Genomic DNA, 15894 nt, shown 5'->3' with positions numbered 1-15894 from the left:
CTCCAGGTATCGGCCAGTCTGCACCCCACCACTGACAATGGCCCCGAGATCAGGCATTCGCCCAGGTCAGGGCGGTAAGCCGGGATTGTGTCGGAAGCCGCGGGGCGGTGCCGGAAGCCGCGGGACGGCGCCGTGAGCCGTTTCCCGCCGCATTCCTTGACAGCGCCGACCCGTCCCGAAACCATCCAGTCGGTACGCCCGCACGGCCCGACCGACGAGGAGAGTCAGCCATGACGTCCCCCACCATGGAGCAGGTCATCGCCGCCGCAGCGGGCCCCATGCCGCCCGGGGTGTCCGTGCCCACACCGCCGGTCCACGAGAGCGTCGAGGAGGAGCGGCAGTACCGCAAGGAGCAACTCGCCGCCGGATTCCGCCTGTTCGGGAAGTTCGGCTTCTCGGAGGGTGTCGCCGGGCACATCACCGTCCGCGACCCCGAGCACCCCGACCGGTTCTGGGTGAACCCCTTCGGCATGGCCTTCTCCCTGATCAAGGCCTCCGACCTGATCCTGGTCGACCACGAGGGCAACCTCCTGCACGGCAACCGGCCGGTCAACCGCGCCGCGTTCGTCATCCACGCCGCCGTCCACCAGGCCCGCCCCGACGCGATCGCCGCCGCCCACTCGCACTCCCTGCACGGCAAGGCCTTCTCCAGCCTCGGCGTCCCGCTCGACCCCATCACCCAGGACGCCTGCGCCTTCTTCGAGGACCACGGCCTCTACACCGACTACACCGGCGTGGTCAGCGACGCCGAGGAGGGCAAGCGGATCGGGCAGGCCCTCGCCGCGTACAAGGCGGTGATCCTCCAGAACCACGGCCTGCTCACCGTCGGCCGCACTGTCGCCGAGGCCGTCTGGTGGTTCATCACGATGGAACGCTCCTGCCAGGCCCAGCTCCTCGCGATGGCGGCGGGCACCCCCAAACTGATCGACCGTGAGACCGCCCTGCGCACCCGGGCCCAGCTCGGCGGGTCCTTCGCGGGCTGGTTCCAGGCACAACCGCTGCTGGACCAGATCACCGCCTCCGACCCCGACCTGTTCGACTGACCCGGCAGCGCGGACCGACGCCCCGTGGACCTCGCCGCCGTCACGCTGCCGATCGCCCTCGCGATCATCATGCTGGGCCTCGGGCTCGGCCTCACCCCCGCCGACTTCCGCCGTGTCCTCACCCACCCCAAGGCCACCGTCGTCGCGCTGGGCTGCCAGGTGGTGCTGCTGCCGGCCGTCTGCTTCGGCCTGGTGAACGCCTTCGGGCTGCCGCCGGTCCTGGCGGTCGGCACGATGCTGGTCGTGGCCTCGCCGGGCGGCACCGCCGCCAACCTCTTCAGCCACCTCTACGGCGGTGACGTCGCCCTCAACGTCACACTCACCGCCGTCAACTCGGTGATCTCCGTCGTCACCCTGCCGCTGGTGTTCAACCTGTCCGCGCAGCACTTCCTCGGCGAGGGCACCGAACTCGGCCTCCAGTTCGCCAAAACCCTCCAGGTGTTCGCGATCGTCCTGATCCCCGTCGCGATCGGCATGTACGTCCGCGCGCGTGCCGAGAGCTTCGCCCGCCGCATGGACCGCCCGGTGAAGATCGCCTCCGTGGTCATCCTGGTGGCGATCATCCTGGGCGCCGCCCTCCAGGAGCGCGCGAACCTCCTCGACTACCTGCGCTCCACCGGGCCCGTCGCCGTCGTCCTGCTGATGCTCAGCCTCTCCGTCGGCTACTGGGTGCCGCGCCTGTGCAGGGTGGAGCGCGGCCAGGCCATCGCCTCCTGCATGGAGATCGGCCTGCACAACACCACGCTGGCGATCACCATCGCCATGGGCATCCTGGACAACACCGAAATGGCCGTCCCCGGCGCCACGTACGGGGTATTGATGTTCTTCGCCGCCGCCCTCGCGGGCGTGCTCCTGCGCCGAGCGGCGCACACCTCCGACACCGGGGGCCCCACTCCCGTACCCGACAGCGCACTTCCCGAGAGCGAGCGTCCATGACCCAGTTGGCCGGCCGAGGCATCTCCGACATCACCGGGGAGGCCGCCGAGTGCGGCCTGCTCGGCTACGGGAAGGCCGGTCAGCAGTCCACGGGCATCCATCTGCGCCTGCGCGCACGGGCCTTCGCCTTCGCGGAGGGCACCGGACCCGCCGACCGGCGACTGCTGCTCGTGATCTGCGAACTCCCCCTGATGTCGGGCGGAATCGTCCAGGAAGTCGTCCGCAGGCTGCCGTCCGAGTGGACCGAGTCCAACGTCCTGCTCACCGCCACCCACACCCACTGCGGCCCCGGCGGCTACTTCCACCACGCGCTCTACAACAGCAACACGGGCGGCTTCCGGCCCCGGACGTTCGCGGCGATCGTCGACGGCATCACCGAGGCCGCCCTCGCCGCCCTCGACGACCTCGCCCCGGCCGAACTCTCCCTCGCCCACGGCGAACTCCACGACGCCAGCGCCAACCGCTCCCGCCGCGCCTTCGACCGCAACCCCGAGCACGACCGCGCCCACTTCCCCAAGGGCGTCGACCCGCTCACCACCCTGCTGCGCATCGACCGCGACGGCGAGACCACCGGCGCGCTCCACTTCTTCCCCGTGCACAACACCAGCATGACCAACACCAACACCCTGATCAGCAGCGACAACAAAGGGTACGCCGCCTACAAGTGGGAGCGCCTCGACAACGGCGCGGACTACCTCGCACCCCAGGCACCCGCCCTGATCACCGCCTTCGCGCAGACCAACGCCGGTGACATGTCGCCGAACCTCAACCTCCGCCCCGGCAGCGGCCCCACCGACAACGAGTACGACAACACCCGCATCACCGGCACCCGTCAGCAGCATTCCGCCACCGCGCTCCTCGCCGAGGCCTCCCCGCTCACCGGCCCCCTCGACCACCGCATCACCCACATCGACCTCGCGAACACCGAAGTGGGCCCCGAGTACACCGGCGACGGCCGCGCGCACCGCACCGGCACCCCCGTGGGCGGCGCCGCGGCCCTGGCCGGGGCCTGGGCCGACGGCAAGGGCTTCGCGGGCTTCCGCGAGGGCCGCAACCCTCTCTGGGACGCCGTCTCGCAGCGCGTCGTGTACGCCCTCTCGCCCGCCCTGCGCGACGCCCACGCCCCCAAGGCGCTGGTCCTGCCCGCAGGCCCGCTCAACAAGCTCCGCCCCATGGTCCAGGAACGCGTCCCCGTCCAGCTCCTGCGCATCGGCCGCCTCTACCTGATCGGCATCCCCGGCGAGGTCACCATCGTCGCCGGACTGCGCCTGCGGCGCACCGTCGCCGCGATCGTCGGCGCCGACCTCGACGACGTCCTCGTCGCCGGCTACAGCAACGGGTACTTCCACTACGTCACCACGCCCGAGGAGTACGACGCCCAGGAGTACGAGGGCGGCAGCACCCTCTTCGGCCGCTGGCAACTCCCCGCGCTCTGCCAGACGGCCGCCGCCCTCGCCACCGCCCTGCGCGACGGCCGCCCGGTCCACCCCGGCACCCCCGAACCCCTCCCCGCCGCCCGCCCCCAGCGCCGTACCGCCGCCCCGGAACAGCCGCACCCCGGCCACGCCTACGGCGACCTGCTCTCCTTCGCCCGCATCGGCGACCGGGCGACCGCCACCTTCGTGGCGGCCCACCCCGCCAACAACCTGCGCAGGGGCGACACCTACCTCACCGTCGAACGCCACAACGCCGACGACACCTGGACCCGCGTCGCCGACGACGGCGACTGGTCCACCACCTTCCGCTGGTCCCGCACCGGCCGCACCACCTCCACGGCGACGGTGACCTGGACCGTCCCCGCCGCCACCCCACCCGGCTCCTACCGCCTCCGCTACCACGGCGACACCACGACGACCGGCCCCTTCAGCGGAACGACGGAACCCTTCGTGCTGCCCTGAGGGACGCGCGGGACCGGTCAGACGGAGCGGTGGTACTGGTCGGGCACGTGGACGTCGCCGCCGAGTTCGCGGGCCGCGTGGCGGGCGAAGGACGGGTCGCGCAGGAGTTCGCGTCCGAGCAGTACGGCGTCCGCCTCACCGTTGGCGAGGATCTTCTCGGCCTGCTCCGGCTCGGTGATGAGGCCGACGGCGGCGACGGGGAGTCCGGTCTCCTCCTTCACGCGGGTGGCGAAGGGGACCTGGTAACCGGGGCCGACGGGGATGCGGACACCGGACGCGTTGCCGCCGGTGGACACGTCCAGCAGGTCCACCCCGTGCTCCTGGAGCAGCGCGGCGAAACGGACGGTGTCGTCCGCGGTCCAGCCGTTGTCCTCCAGCCAGTCGGTGGCGGAGATGCGGAAGAACAGCGGCTTGTCCTCGGGCCAGACCTCCCGTACGGCGTCGACGACTTCGAGGGCGAAGCGGGTGCGGTTCTCGAAGCTGCCGCCGTACTGGTCGGTGCGCCGGTTGGAGTGCGGGGAGAGGAACTCCCCGACGAGGTAGCCGTGGGCGCCGTGCACCTCGACCACCTCGAAGCCCGCGGCGAGGGCACGCCGTGCGGCAGCGGCGAACTGCCCGGTGATCTCCTGGATCTGTGCGGTGGTCAGCTCGGCGGGAACCGGGTGGCCCTCCTGGAAGGGGAGCGGGCTGGGGCCCAGCGGCTGCCAGCCGTGCTCCTCGGCCCCGAGCGGGCCGCCGCCCTTCCAGGGCTGCGCGGTGGAGCCCTTGCGGCCGCTGTGGCCGATCTGGATGCCGGGGACGGTGCCCTGCGTCCGGAAGAAGTCGGTGATCCGGCGAAGGGCCGTGACCTGGGTGTCGTTCCAGATGCCGAGGTCGTACGGGCTGATGCGGCCCTCGGGGCTGACAGCGGTGGCTTCCAGGAGGATCAGGCCCGTGCCGCCGGTGGCGCGGGCCGCGTAGTGGGCGAAGTGCCAGTCGTTCGCGACACCCGCGTTCGGGCCGAACGCCTCGGCGCTGTACTGGCACATCGGGGCCATCCAGAGCCGGTTGGGCACGGTCACGGCACGCAGGGCGTAGGGCTGGAAGAGACTGCTGCTCACGGCGAACTCCATATCAGGGAAGGGCCTGTTACTGCTTGTACGATACCCATCGTAATACGACGTCTGTCAAACTACGAGAGGTCTCGTACAATGGCGGAGACCCGCCGACGAAGCAGCCCCGACGAAGCAGCCCCGAGGGAGACCACCGTGGCCACCGCAGCAGCGCACTCCAGTCGTGAACTCGCGCACCCCGACCGCGCGGAGATCCGGTTGGAGAACGTGCTGCACGCCCTCTCCGACCCGATGCGGCTGCTGATCGTCCGCGACCTGGCCCGCACGGACGACGAACTGGCCTGCTCCGCCTTCGAGCTGCCGGTCTCCAAGTCGACGACCACGCACCACTTCCGCGTCCTGCGCGAGAGCGGAGTGATCGTGCAGGTCTACCGGGGCACCGCGAAGAAGAGCGCACTGCGCGGCGAGGACCTGGAGGAGCTGTTCCCCGGGCTGCTCGCGTCGGTGCTGGAGGCCGCGGAGCTCCAGGCCGCGCGCGACTGAAACGCGACGGAGACGGGGGCTCGCGGCCACCCGGCGCGCGCCGGAATCCGGCGGCTCGCAACTCCGGCGGCTCTGACGTCACCGGGCCTGGCCGGGCGGGCTCAGCCGCCGGTGCCGCCCGCCGCGCCCAGCAGCCCCGCCCAGTCGTGGAGCTTCACCGAGCGCCGCCCCAGGGACGCCCCGAGCGCCGCCTCCGCCGCCTCGATCGCCAGCCACCCGGGCCACTCCACCGGCCGCAGACCCGCTGTTCGCAGTACGTCCAGGGGCTCCGCCGGCACCGTGCGGCGCGCCAGCGCGTCGGCGTCGGCCAGCAGCGAGGCCGCCGTCTCCTTGGCGCACGGCCGGTTCGTCCCGATCACCCCGGTCGGGCCCCGCTTGATCCACCCGGCCACGTACTCCCCGGCCGACACGACCCCGTCCCGCAGCACCCGCCCGCCCGCGTGCGGCACCGTCCCGCGCCCCTCGTCGAACGGCAGCCCCGGCAGCGGCACGCCCCGGTAGCCCACCGAGCGCAGTACCAACTGCGCCTCGATGTCCTCGTACGTTCCCGTGCCGCGCACCCCGCCCGCCCCGTCCGGCACGGTCCGCTCGAACCGTACGGCCGCCACCCGGCCCGCCCGCGCCAGCACCTCCACCGGCCGCAGGTGGAAGCGCAGCCGCAGGGTCCGCGTGCGCACCGGGGGCGGCGTCAGCGCCCATCCGCGCAGCACCTCCACGTTGCGGCGCAGCGCGCCCGGCAGCCCCGACGGGTCGCCGTACGCGGGGTCGAGCTCCAGCTCCGGCGGCTCCACCGACACCGACGCGTCCGGCAGACCGCCCAGCTCCCGCAGCTCCTTGGTGGTGAACCGGGCCTGCGAGGGGCCGCGCCGGCCCACCATGTGGACCTCGCGCACCGTCGAGCCAGCCAGCAGGTCGAGCGCCCCCTGCGGCATGTCGGTCGGCAGCAACTCCCCGGCCCCGCGCGCCAGTATCCGGGCCACGTCCACCGCCACGTTCCCCACGCCGATCACCACGGCGGAGCGCACCCCGAGCGCGAAGCCCCCCGGATCGGCGTCCGGGTGGGCGCTGTACCAGGAGACGAACTCGGTGGCCGAGTGGCTGCCGGGAAGCTCTTCGCCGGGGATGCCGAGCCTGCGGTCGGCGGCCGCGCCGACGCAGTACACCACCGCGTGGTAGAGCTCCCGCAGCCGCTGCGCGGGCAGTTCGGGGGTGCCCGCCTCCACGTTGCCGACGAACGCGATCCGCTCGTGCTCCAGCACCGTGCGCAGCGTCCCCTGCAGGGACTTGATCTTCTCGTGGTCGGGCGCCACCCCGTACCGCACCAGCCCGTACGGACACGGCAGCCGGTCCAGCACGTCCACCCGTACGTCGGGCACGGCGGTCTGCTGGACGAGGGCCTGGGCCGTGTAGAGACCGCTGGGGCCCGACCCGACGACTGCGACGCGAAGCACGGCGGAGCTCCCTCCCGCAGGGTCGCTCCAGCATGGCACCGCACGGGCGACAGCGGCAGGGGCGTGCACGCCGGCGAGCCCCGCGAGGTGCACGGGCGCGAGGGTCCGCGGCGGAAGGACCGCATGGGAGGTGCGGTGCTGCGCTAACGGGGTGCCTTGTGCCCGCCATCCGTGCGCGCCGCTGCGGGTGTTGGGCCGCACGGAGTTACGTTTCCGAAATGCCGGAAACGACCTATTACGCAGCATCTGGCCGATATGAGCCTAATGGAGCAGTTTCGGTATGGCCCGTCTGGGAACTGCAGGGCCACGGCACCGTCACCGGCCCGGCCGGACCCGCCCTCGCCTCCTGGAGCGACGGCGGAACGCACCGCGACCAGCTCCCGCCGTGGTTCAACATCCGGCTGACCTTCGCCGACGGAGCCCGCATCGACGTGCTGGCCGTGGTCTCGGAGGGCCGGGTCGCCATCGAGGACATGCGGGCCGACCCGCCGCTGTCGCTGGACGGCTTCGCGGTGCTCGCCGACTGGATCGAGGGCCCGCTGGAGGACGCCTGCCGGGTCGTCGCCGAGCAGCACCGGGGCGCGATGTCCGGCCCCCGCGGGTACTTCGGCGACGGTCCCGCGTTCGACGAGGAGCCCCCGGGCAAGCGCCGCGCCCGCCCTTCCTGGCCGCGCGGCAGCGCCGGGCGCCGGATCGCGGCCGAGGCGTACCTGGCGGCGCAGGGGGAGGGCCGGGACCCGGTGCTCGCGGTGATGTACGCGACCGGGCGCAGCCGCCGCAAGTCCCTGAAGGTCATCGCGAGCGCCCGCGACGAGGGGTATCTGGCGCCGCGCCACAACAGGCGCTGACGCCGCAGGACCCCGCCGTGCGGGCCCCACGGGCACGGGTCCCCCGGTGCGGGATCCACGGGCGCGGGCCTCACCGTGCGGTCCCCTAAGGGGTCTTGAGCATCCGCGCCATCCGGTTGATCTCGGTCGTCTGCTGGGCGACCAGGTCCGTCGCCATCTCCTCGATCGTCACGTCGTTGCCGTCGGACAGGACGTCTCCGGCCATGGTCAGCGCCCCCTTGTGGTGCGTGATCATCAGCTTCAGGAACAGCTTGTCGAAGGCCTCGCCCTTGGCGGCCTTCAGTTCGGCGAGCTGCTGCGGGGTCGCCATGCCGGCCATGGACGCGTGGTCGTGCGGGGTCCTGGGTCGCTTGGCCGCGCCGCTGCGGGTCTCCCACCCCTTCATCGCCTCGATCTCCGGCTTCTGGGCCGCCGCGATGCGCTGCGCGAGCTGCTTGACGCCCTCCGAGGAGGCGCGCGACGGGGCGAGGTCCGTCATCACCAGCGCCTGCCCGTGGTGGACGACCATCATCTCCGTGTAGGTGAAGTCCGCCGAGTTGGGCTTGTCCTGCGGGGCTTCCTTGAGCGCCTCGTCCGCGCTGAGGGTGCGCGCGGGCTCACCCGGCTTCCCCGGGGCGACCACCACGCCGGTGCCCTGCGGCTTTGCCTTCGCGTCGGCCTCCTGCGACCCGTCGCAGCCGGACAGAGCGAGCAGGGCGGCAGCGGCGAGCAGGGCCGTCACGGCCAACGTGCGTCGATGTCCGCCGGTTTGACGGGGGTGCACAGCAACCTCCTGGGATGAACGGGGCAGTTGGTGACCGGTGTAGCACGGTTTCGCACACGGGTGATCAAAAAACTTCATTACATCTCCGTTGCCATCTGTTGAGATGTACATGAGAAGACAGATACTTCCCAGGTCCCTCAACCGTTCAACTGCGAACCGAAACAAGGGAGTACGCAGTGGCATCGTTGACCAACCCCCGCTTCAAGAGACGCAGACGCCTCGGCGTGGCAGCCGCCGCGGCCGGTCTGCTCGCGACGCTCCTCACGGCGGGCCCCGCCGCCGCGACCCCCGAGCCCGGTGACACCCCCGCCCAGCGACAGGGCGTCACCACTTCGCAGCAGGAAGAGGCCCGCAAGGCCATCCAGGGCGGCGAGATACCCGGCGTGGACGAGATCGTCCACAGCAAGAACGTCGAGCACCTGGCGAACATCCCCAAGGACGCCCTCAAGGGCCTCAACACGGACCTCGCCTTCCAGGGCAAGTACGCCTTCGCCGGGAACTACGACGGCTTCCGCATCTTCGACATCAGCAACCCGAAGAAGCCGAAGACCGTCACCCAGGTCCTGTGTCCCGGATCGCAGAACGACATCTCCGTCTCCGGGAACCTGCTGTTCCTCTCCACGGACTCCTCGCGCAGTGACAACTCCTGCACCAGCACCACGCAGCCCGCGACGGAGAAGTCCTCCTGGGAGGGCATGAAGATCTTCGACATCAGCGACATCCGGAACCCGAAGTACGTCGCCGCCGTCGAGACCGCCTGCGGTTCGCACACCCACACCCTGGTGCCCGAGCGCAAGAACATCTACGTGTACGTCTCCTCGTACTCGCCGCGCGCCACCTACCCGGACTGCCAGCCGCCGCACGACGGCATCTCGGTCATCAAGGTGCCCCGCAAGGCGCCCCAGAAGGCCGCGGTCATCGACTTCCCGGTCCTCTTCCCCGACGGCGGCAACCCGGGCAACGACCCGCAGAACCCGAACCTGTCGGAGACCACCGGCTGCCACGACCTGACCGTGCTGCCCTCCAAGGACCTCGCGGCGGGCGCCTGCATGGGCGACGGCATCCTCTTCTCCATCAAGGACCCGGAGAAGCCCAAGGTCATCGACCGCGTCCAGGACAACACCAACTTCGCGTTCTGGCACTCGGCGACGTTCAACGAGCGCGCCGACAAGGTCGTCTTCACCGACGAGCTCGGCGGCGGCGGCGGTGCGACCTGCAACGCGGAGATCGGCCCCAAGCGCGGTGCCAACGGCATCTACGAGATCAAGGGCCACGGCGACAAGCGCAAGCTCGTCTTCAAGAGCTACTACAAGATCCCGCGCCACCAGGCCGACACCGAGAACTGTGTCGCCCACAACGGCTCGCTGATCCCCGTTCCCGGCCGCGACATCATGGTCCAGGCCTGGTACCAGGGCGGTGTCTCCTTCTGGGACTTCACCGACTCCTCGAAGCCGAAGGAGATCGGCTACTTCGAGCGCGGCCCGATCTCCACGGACACCATCACCACCGGTGGTTCCTGGTCCGCGTACTACTACAACGGCTACGTCTTCTCCAACGACATCGCCAAGGGCTTCGACGTCCTGAAGATCAACGACCGTCGCACCGACCCGGCGAAGTGGTTCCGCCAGCGCGAGCTCAACGTGCAGACGCAGCCCGACTACCTCTGATCACCCCGTGATCACGCGGTAGTTCCGGTTGCCGTGCCGCCGGGCGGACCCCCGTCCGGCGGCTCACCGAGCTCCCAGTCCAGCCCGTACCGCTGGAAGAGCTCCGCGCGCAGCCGCCCCAGCGGCATCGGCGCACCGGGCAGCAGCAGGGCGAACACCGTGCCCATCAACAGCGCCCGCAGCAACGGGTACTCCGTGTCCGGATCGCCCGCCCCGTAGCGGATCATCGCGCCCCGCAGCACCTCGGCCAACTGCTGCTGCTCGGGGCACTGCACGAAGCCCTCGGCCTGCAGGATGCCCGCCATGTGCGTGCGCATCAGCACCGGGTTCTCCAGCGCCAGCCCCAGTACGGCGTCCACCGCACGCGCCAGGACCTCCCGCCCGTCGTCCGGCACCGGATCGCGCTCGACGGCCGCCCGGATGGTGAGGTGCATCAGCCGGTGCACCGCGGACTGGAGCAGCTGCCGTTTGCCGGGGAAGTAGTACGACACCAGGCCCCGCGCCGATCCGGCCCGGTCGGCGATGTCGCCGAGCGTGGTGGCCTCGTAACCGCGCTCGCCCACCAGCTCCACCGTCGCCCGCAGAATCCGCTCGCGGGAACGTCTGCGCAATTCCTCGTTGACCGATGCGCTGCGCGGGGACATCCTGTAACTCCTGCGTTGACTGGCTCCGAGCCAATATACTCATCGCGGTTCGCGCGCACCCCTCGCCGGGTGGGCGCGGAGCTGCTGCCCGCCTCGGGCGACGCGGGGGATCGTCCGAGGCGGGCAGCGTCATGTCCGGGGACCGCTACCGCTCCAGCAGATCCAGTACGGGACGCAGGGCGTCCGGGCGCTCGGCGACCGGGAGATGGTCCACGAAGTGCACCGCACAGCCCAGGGCCGCCGCGCCGCCGTCCGCGGACCGGCTGTCGCCCACCATCAACGTGTGCTCCGGTTCCTGCCCCACCGCCTCGCAGGCCGCCCGGAACAGCCGCGGGTCGGGCTTCTGGATGCCGTACTCGTACGAGAGCACGTACGCGTCGACGTACCGGTCCAGGTCGTGCGCCACGAACACCGGACGCAGGTCCCAGCCGATGTTGCTCACCACGGCCACCGCGATCCCGCGCTCCCGCAGGGCGCTCAGCACCACCGCGGTGTCGGGGTACGGCTGCCACGCCTCGGGCAGCATGTGGCGGGCGTACAGGGCGTCGTGGAGGGCGTCGTCGGGCAGCGCGACCTGCCGGGACAGGCCGGTTTACGCGGCGCGGTGCAGCTCGGCGCTCTCGTCCCGGGTCGCCCAGGCGGCCGCCAGCGCGGGCGGCACGGCCAGGGGGTCGCCGCCCCCGGGCAGCGCGCCCGCCCGCTCCAGCAGCTCGGCGTAACGCTGACGTTCCTCGTCCGGGTACGGGGTGGACGCGCCGCCCAGTACCGCGTCCACCCAGGTGCGGGCCGATTCGACGCGCAGGAGGGTGCCGGAGAAGTCGAAGAGCACGGCTTTGATCGTCATGCCGTGGATCCTCCCCGCGACGGCCTCAGGTAGGCGTACGACGTGATCGCGGCCAGCACGACCGCCACCCCGAGCAGCCATCCGCCGAGCACGTCGGAGAACCAGTGCACCCCCAGGTACAGCCGGGTGAAACCGACGCCCAGCACCGACACCACCGCGAGCACCAGCAGCGCCGCCAGGGCCGCCCGCGACGTCGTGAACCGGGCCAGCAGCCACAGCAGCAGACCGAAAGTGACCGTCGCTGTCATCGCATGACCGGAAGGGAAGGCAGCGTACTGAGCGGAATCGACCGGATCGGGCCACTGGGGGCGCTCCCGCCCGACAGCCGCCTTCAGGATCTGCTGGACGAGCGCACCCACCGCACTGGTGACCGCGACCCCCAGTGCGAGCGTGCGCTCCCCGTGCACCAGCAGCCAGCAGAAGACCACCGCGATCACCGCCCGCATCGTCCACGGGTCCCACACCCAGTCCGACAGCACCCGCATGACCCCGGTCGTCGCGGGATCGTCGACCGCCCAGCGGTGCAGCCCGTCCGCGATGTCGCCGTCCAGGGAGACCAGCGGCCCCCACGAGACGGCCACCAGAACGAGCAGCACGGCGAACGCGACGGTCAGCAGGGCGCCCACGAGGAGCGCGGGGGAGCGGGACGGAGGGAGGGTGCGGGAGGGTGACGACATGGGGTGATCCTTGCCGACCAGCCGCCGATCACGCCCCACCAGCGCGGCGTTTCCCCGGCCGAACCTCTGCCTCCGACGCCCGCAGCCCGGGCCGAACAGCTACCCCGTGCCCGCAGCCCCGGCCGAACCGCTACCCCAATGCCCGCAGCCCGGGTACGAACGCCACCACCAGCGGCACCGCCGGCACCAGCGCGGACGTCGCCGCCAGCCGCAGCCGCTGTGCCGGGGTCAGCCGGGGCACCGGGGCCAGCAGCCGGTTCACCCGCTGCGGAAGACCGGCGTCCGGGGCCGAGGTGGGACCGAACACGCCCCGGTCCTCGTTGAGTTCCACCAGCGCCAGCGCGGTCGTCAGCCGGCCGAAGCGGCGCGAGGCCATGTCGTCGGCGGCCAGCTCGACCAGCCGGTGCATCTCGTCGCGGAACGCCGCGAACACCGGAATCTGCGGGAAGCCGGTCGCCAGCGCCGACGAGCAGTGCAGCAGCCAGTCGTGCCGGGCCCGGGCGTGCCCCTGCTCGTGCGCCACCACCGCGTCCAGCTGACGGCCCTCCAAGCGGCGCAGGGCGGCCGTGGTGATGACCAGCCGGGGCCTGGCGCCGGGCAGCCACCGCACGTCGGGACGCTCGCCCTCCAGGACCACCAGCCGCCCGCCGGGCTCCTCGCCGGGCAGCGCCGGGGCGCGCACCAGCAGCTCCGCCCGGTGCTGCCTGCGCCGCACGCGCGCCCGGTGGATCTCGCGGAGGAGCATCGCGCCGGTCCACACGCCGCAGCCCGCCAGCACCAGCGCGAGGACGGCCGACCACGGACCGTACGCACCCAGCGCGTACGCCTCGACCACCCCGTGCGGCGCGGACGCGAAGACGTGCCCGCGCACCGACTGCCAGGCCGCCGCCGCGCTGAACGTCATCGCGAGCGCGAAGCACAGCAGCACCGAACCCACCACGCACTGCCACATCCACAGCGCGACCACGGGTTCCCTGTCACGCCATGCGGCGCCCGCGAGCAGGCGCGGGGCCAGCACGGCGGTCAGCAGGCCGAGCGTCAGCAGCGACAGGGAGACCATCATGGGGCTCAGCCTATGAGGGCGGCGCTACCCCCGGGTACGGGCGAGGAGGGGGAGTGACGTACGACTCATTCCGCAGCGCCGCACCGGAACACCGAGCCGGAACACCCCGCCGTAGCACCGCACCGGAACACCGCGCCCGGCTCACAGCGTCAGCAGCATCGTCAGCATGCCCAGCGCCATCGACAACCGGCAGGCCAGCGCCAGTTCCGGCCGCGCCCCCCACCCGACCGTCCCGACCGTCCCGCCAGACGGCGTCGCGACCGCCGACACCGGGATCAGCCGCGCCCCCACCCGCAGCACGTACACCGCGTAGTACGCCGCCAGCGCCCCGGTGAGCAACGGCACCCCGCCCGCCTGCACCCCGTGCGCAGCGTGGCCGCCACCGCCGGGCGCGGCCATGGCCAGCGCCATGTAGACCATCGCGACGGACCCGACCAGGTGGTGCAGGTGGTGCGATCCCCGCACACCGCCCCGCACACCGCCTCCCGCCCCGCCGCGCGCCCACCACAGCGCGCGCAGCGCAGCCGCCCCGAACACCACGGCGTACACCGCACCGCTCCACTGCGGCGGCGCGAAAACGGCGGCGGGCACCGCCATCACGGCCATCCCGAGGCCCATCAGCGCCTCGCCCCGGGCCACCCCGCGCTCCTCCCGGGGGCCGCTGCGCATCCGCAGCAGGCAGTACGCACTCGTCATCCCGCACAGCGCCACCAGCAGCCAGCCGGACATCGCCGGTCCGTGCACGGCGTACCTCCCCGCTCGGGTCCACCACGACGTGGCGACAGGTCGAGAAGTCGATGCCCGCAACGGCCGGGGCGCACGCATGCGCAACGGCACACAGGGGGAGCGCGCGACCGCGCTAGGGTCGGAAGGATCGTCGACGTACGGAACCAAACAAGCCGAACAGCCGCACAGTCGAACAGCCGAACAAGCAGAACACGAGGGACAGACCCACCATGCACACCACTTCGCGCCCGGCCCCCGGGGAACTGGTCTTCCGCGACGCCGTGGAGGGCGACGCGGACGCGCTCGTCGCGCTCATCGAGTCGGCCTACCGGGGCGACAGCAGCCGCACCGGCTGGACCTCCGAGGCCGACCTCCTCGAAGGGCAGCGCACCGACCCCGAGGGCGTCATCGCGGTCATCACCGCACCCGGCAGCCGCCTGCTCACCGTGGAGCGAGACGGCGAACTGGTGGCCTGCTGCCAGCTCGAACACCGAGGCACGGCGGCCTACTTCGGGATGTTCGCGGTCCGCCCGGGCCACCAGGGCGGCGGCCTCGGCAAGATCATCATCGCGGAGGCGGAGCGCCTGGTGCGCGAAACCTGGGGCGCCACGGAGATGCACATGACCGTAATCCTCCAGCGGGCCGACCTGATCGCCTGGTACGAGCGCAGGGGCTACCGCCGTACGGGAAAGACGACGCCCTTCCCGTACGGCGACGAGCGCTTCGGCATCCCGCAGCGCGACGACCTCGCCTTCGAGCTCCTGGTCAAGGAACTCTGAGGGCGGCGCAGCGCGGGGGACCCGCCGCCGCGCCATGAAGCCGTCCGCCGTGAGGCGGTCACGCGATCAAGCGGTCAAGCGTTCCCGCCGTCAAGCGTTCCCGCCGTCAAGCGTTCCCGCTATGAAGCGGTCACGCCATGAAGCGGCCGGTCCTGCGGATCTCCGGGAAGTCCGTGGTCACCCCGTCCAGCTCCAGCGCGTGCGCCAGGCGCAGCTCCTCCGGGGTGTTCACGACCCAGCCGACCACGCGCAGCTTCTGCGCGTGGGCCCGGCGGACGGTCTCCAGGGTGAGCCGTTGCAGGTCGAGCACCAGGGCCGAGGCCCCGGCGGCCACCGCGCGGTCCACGACCTCGGGCCCGTAGAACTCGGCGACCAGCGCCGTCCGCACCCCGGGCACCAGCGCCGAGACCTGCGTCAGCGCCTCGTCGTGGAACGACAGGACCTCGACGCGCTCCACCAGGTCGCGCCGGTGCAGCACCTCGGCGAGCGCGCGTGCGACGGCCACGTCCTTGATCTCCGCCTGGATCGGCGCCGTGACGGCGTCGATCACCTCCTCGAAGAGGGGGACGCGTTCGCCGTTGCCCGCGTCCAGGGTGCGCAGCTCGGCGAGCGACATGGCAGAGATGGGGCCGTGGCCGTCCGTGGTGCGGTCGACGTCGGCGTCGTGCATGACGACGAGCGCGCCGTCCTTGCTCAGGTGCAGGTCGAGTTCGATGACGTCCATGCCCGCGTGCTGGGCGTGGAGGAAGGAGCTCAGGGTGTTCTCGGGCTCGACACCCATGACTCCGCGATGACCGATGGTGAGGAAAGACAAGGCGATCTCGCTTCCGTCGACGGCGGCACAGAGCTCGGAGCGCGCGACGCACAGCGCGACTCACAGCTCACAGCGAGATTAGCGGCCGGCCTCCGCAACGGAACCCGCCTGACGCGAGGAACTGGAGTCTTCCGCAGGGGCGTTCG

The 15894-nt window shown here is 71.8% G+C and carries 15 protein-coding genes and 1 pseudogene; 7 read left to right on the top strand and 9 right to left on the bottom strand.

Annotated elements, in window-relative coordinates:
- Window positions 1-230: 230 nt before the first annotated feature.
- From ACIO3O_RS22710 to ACIO3O_RS22700, 3 genes are read left to right on the top strand one after another with little or no spacing between them, the layout of a single operon-like run.
- Window positions 231-1043 carry a class II aldolase/adducin family protein gene (locus ACIO3O_RS22710; protein WP_401748575.1) on the top strand — a complete coding sequence of 271 codons (813 nt, stop codon included), beginning with the start codon at window positions 231-233 and terminating at the stop codon, window positions 1041-1043.
- Between the two features lie 24 nt (window positions 1044-1067).
- Complete coding sequence (locus ACIO3O_RS22705) at window positions 1068-1979, top strand: bile acid:sodium symporter family protein (protein ID WP_401748573.1); 912 nt, start codon at window positions 1068-1070, stop codon at window positions 1977-1979.
- Window positions 1976-3877, top strand: coding sequence for a neutral/alkaline non-lysosomal ceramidase N-terminal domain-containing protein (locus ACIO3O_RS22700; protein ID WP_401748571.1), 1902 nt, complete (start codon window positions 1976-1978; stop codon window positions 3875-3877). Before ACIO3O_RS22705 ends, ACIO3O_RS22700 begins: the two co-directional genes overlap by 4 nt.
- A 17-nt stretch (window positions 3878-3894) precedes the next feature.
- Here the strand turns inward: ACIO3O_RS22700 and ACIO3O_RS22695 are convergent, their stop codons facing one another.
- A complete protein-coding gene (locus ACIO3O_RS22695; RefSeq protein ID WP_401748569.1) occupies window positions 3895-4989 on the bottom strand; it encodes an NADH:flavin oxidoreductase/NADH oxidase in 1095 nt (364 codons plus the stop codon).
- A 135-nt stretch (window positions 4990-5124) separates the two neighbouring features.
- Between ACIO3O_RS22695 and ACIO3O_RS22690 the strand changes: the two genes are divergently transcribed.
- Complete coding sequence (locus ACIO3O_RS22690; protein WP_401748568.1) at window positions 5125-5472, top strand: ArsR/SmtB family transcription factor; 348 nt, start codon at window positions 5125-5127, stop codon at window positions 5470-5472.
- A 101-nt stretch (window positions 5473-5573) separates the two neighbouring features.
- Here ACIO3O_RS22690 and ACIO3O_RS22685 read toward each other — a convergent pair whose 3' ends face one another.
- On the bottom strand, window positions 5574-6923 hold the full coding sequence (locus ACIO3O_RS22685; RefSeq protein WP_401748567.1) for an FAD-dependent oxidoreductase: 1350 nt from the start codon (window positions 6921-6923) through the stop codon (window positions 5574-5576).
- Window positions 6924-7141: 218 nt separating this feature from the next.
- Between ACIO3O_RS22685 and ACIO3O_RS22680 the strand changes: the two genes are divergently transcribed.
- Window positions 7142-7771: a DUF6214 family protein gene (locus ACIO3O_RS22680; protein WP_401748566.1), complete on the top strand. Its 630-nt coding sequence runs from the start codon at window positions 7142-7144 to the stop codon at window positions 7769-7771.
- An 85-nt stretch (window positions 7772-7856) separates the two neighbouring features.
- Here the strand turns inward: ACIO3O_RS22680 and ACIO3O_RS22675 are convergent, their stop codons facing one another.
- The gene (locus tag ACIO3O_RS22675) at window positions 7857-8534 is read right to left on the bottom strand and encodes a DUF305 domain-containing protein (protein WP_401748565.1); all 678 of its coding nucleotides are present in this window, start codon (window positions 8532-8534) and stop codon (window positions 7857-7859) included.
- 185 nt (window positions 8535-8719) lie between these two features.
- On the opposite strand from ACIO3O_RS22675, the gene ACIO3O_RS22670 reads away from it, so the two are divergent.
- On the top strand, window positions 8720-10201 hold the full coding sequence (locus tag ACIO3O_RS22670) for an LVIVD repeat-containing protein (RefSeq protein WP_401748716.1): 1482 nt from the start codon (window positions 8720-8722) through the stop codon (window positions 10199-10201).
- Window positions 10202-10212: 11 nt separating this feature from the next.
- On the opposite strand, the gene ACIO3O_RS22665 is transcribed toward ACIO3O_RS22670, so the two are convergent.
- From ACIO3O_RS22665 to ACIO3O_RS22645, 5 genes and pseudogenes are all read right to left on the bottom strand, one after another.
- Window positions 10213-10845, bottom strand: coding sequence for a TetR/AcrR family transcriptional regulator (locus ACIO3O_RS22665; RefSeq protein ID WP_401748564.1), 633 nt, complete (start codon window positions 10843-10845; stop codon window positions 10213-10215).
- A 145-nt stretch (window positions 10846-10990) separates the two neighbouring features.
- Window positions 10991-11689: pseudogene (locus ACIO3O_RS22660) on the bottom strand (HAD family hydrolase).
- Window positions 11686-12366 carry a phosphatase PAP2 family protein gene (locus ACIO3O_RS22655; protein ID WP_401748563.1) on the bottom strand — a complete coding sequence of 227 codons (681 nt, stop codon included), beginning with the start codon at window positions 12364-12366 and terminating at the stop codon, window positions 11686-11688. Before ACIO3O_RS22655 ends, ACIO3O_RS22660 begins: the two are co-directional and overlap by 4 nt.
- A 130-nt stretch (window positions 12367-12496) precedes the next feature.
- Window positions 12497-13429: a M56 family metallopeptidase gene (locus tag ACIO3O_RS22650; RefSeq protein WP_401748561.1), complete on the bottom strand. Its 933-nt coding sequence runs from the start codon at window positions 13427-13429 to the stop codon at window positions 12497-12499.
- A gap of 141 nt (window positions 13430-13570) precedes the next feature.
- Complete coding sequence (locus ACIO3O_RS22645) at window positions 13571-14173, bottom strand: DUF5134 domain-containing protein (protein WP_401748559.1); 603 nt, start codon at window positions 14171-14173, stop codon at window positions 13571-13573.
- A 212-nt stretch (window positions 14174-14385) separates the two neighbouring features.
- Here ACIO3O_RS22645 and ACIO3O_RS22640 point away from each other — a divergent pair, with 212 nt between their 5' ends.
- Entirely contained in the window at window positions 14386-14934 is a 549-nt protein-coding gene (locus tag ACIO3O_RS22640; protein ID WP_401748557.1) for a GNAT family N-acetyltransferase, read from the top strand.
- A 130-nt stretch (window positions 14935-15064) separates the two neighbouring features.
- Here the strand turns inward: ACIO3O_RS22640 and ACIO3O_RS22635 are convergent, their stop codons facing one another.
- Window positions 15065-15748: a glycerophosphodiester phosphodiesterase gene (locus ACIO3O_RS22635; protein WP_401748555.1), complete on the bottom strand. Its 684-nt coding sequence runs from the start codon at window positions 15746-15748 to the stop codon at window positions 15065-15067.
- Window positions 15749-15894: the final 146 nt, after the last annotated feature.

It is taken from the genome of Streptomyces sp. NPDC087440 (assembly GCF_044744005.1).
In the GTDB taxonomy this organism is placed as follows: domain Bacteria; phylum Actinomycetota; class Actinomycetes; order Streptomycetales; family Streptomycetaceae; genus Streptomyces.
Note: the sequence above shows the minus strand (reverse complement) of the source record. Positions and strands in the feature narration are given on the sequence as shown.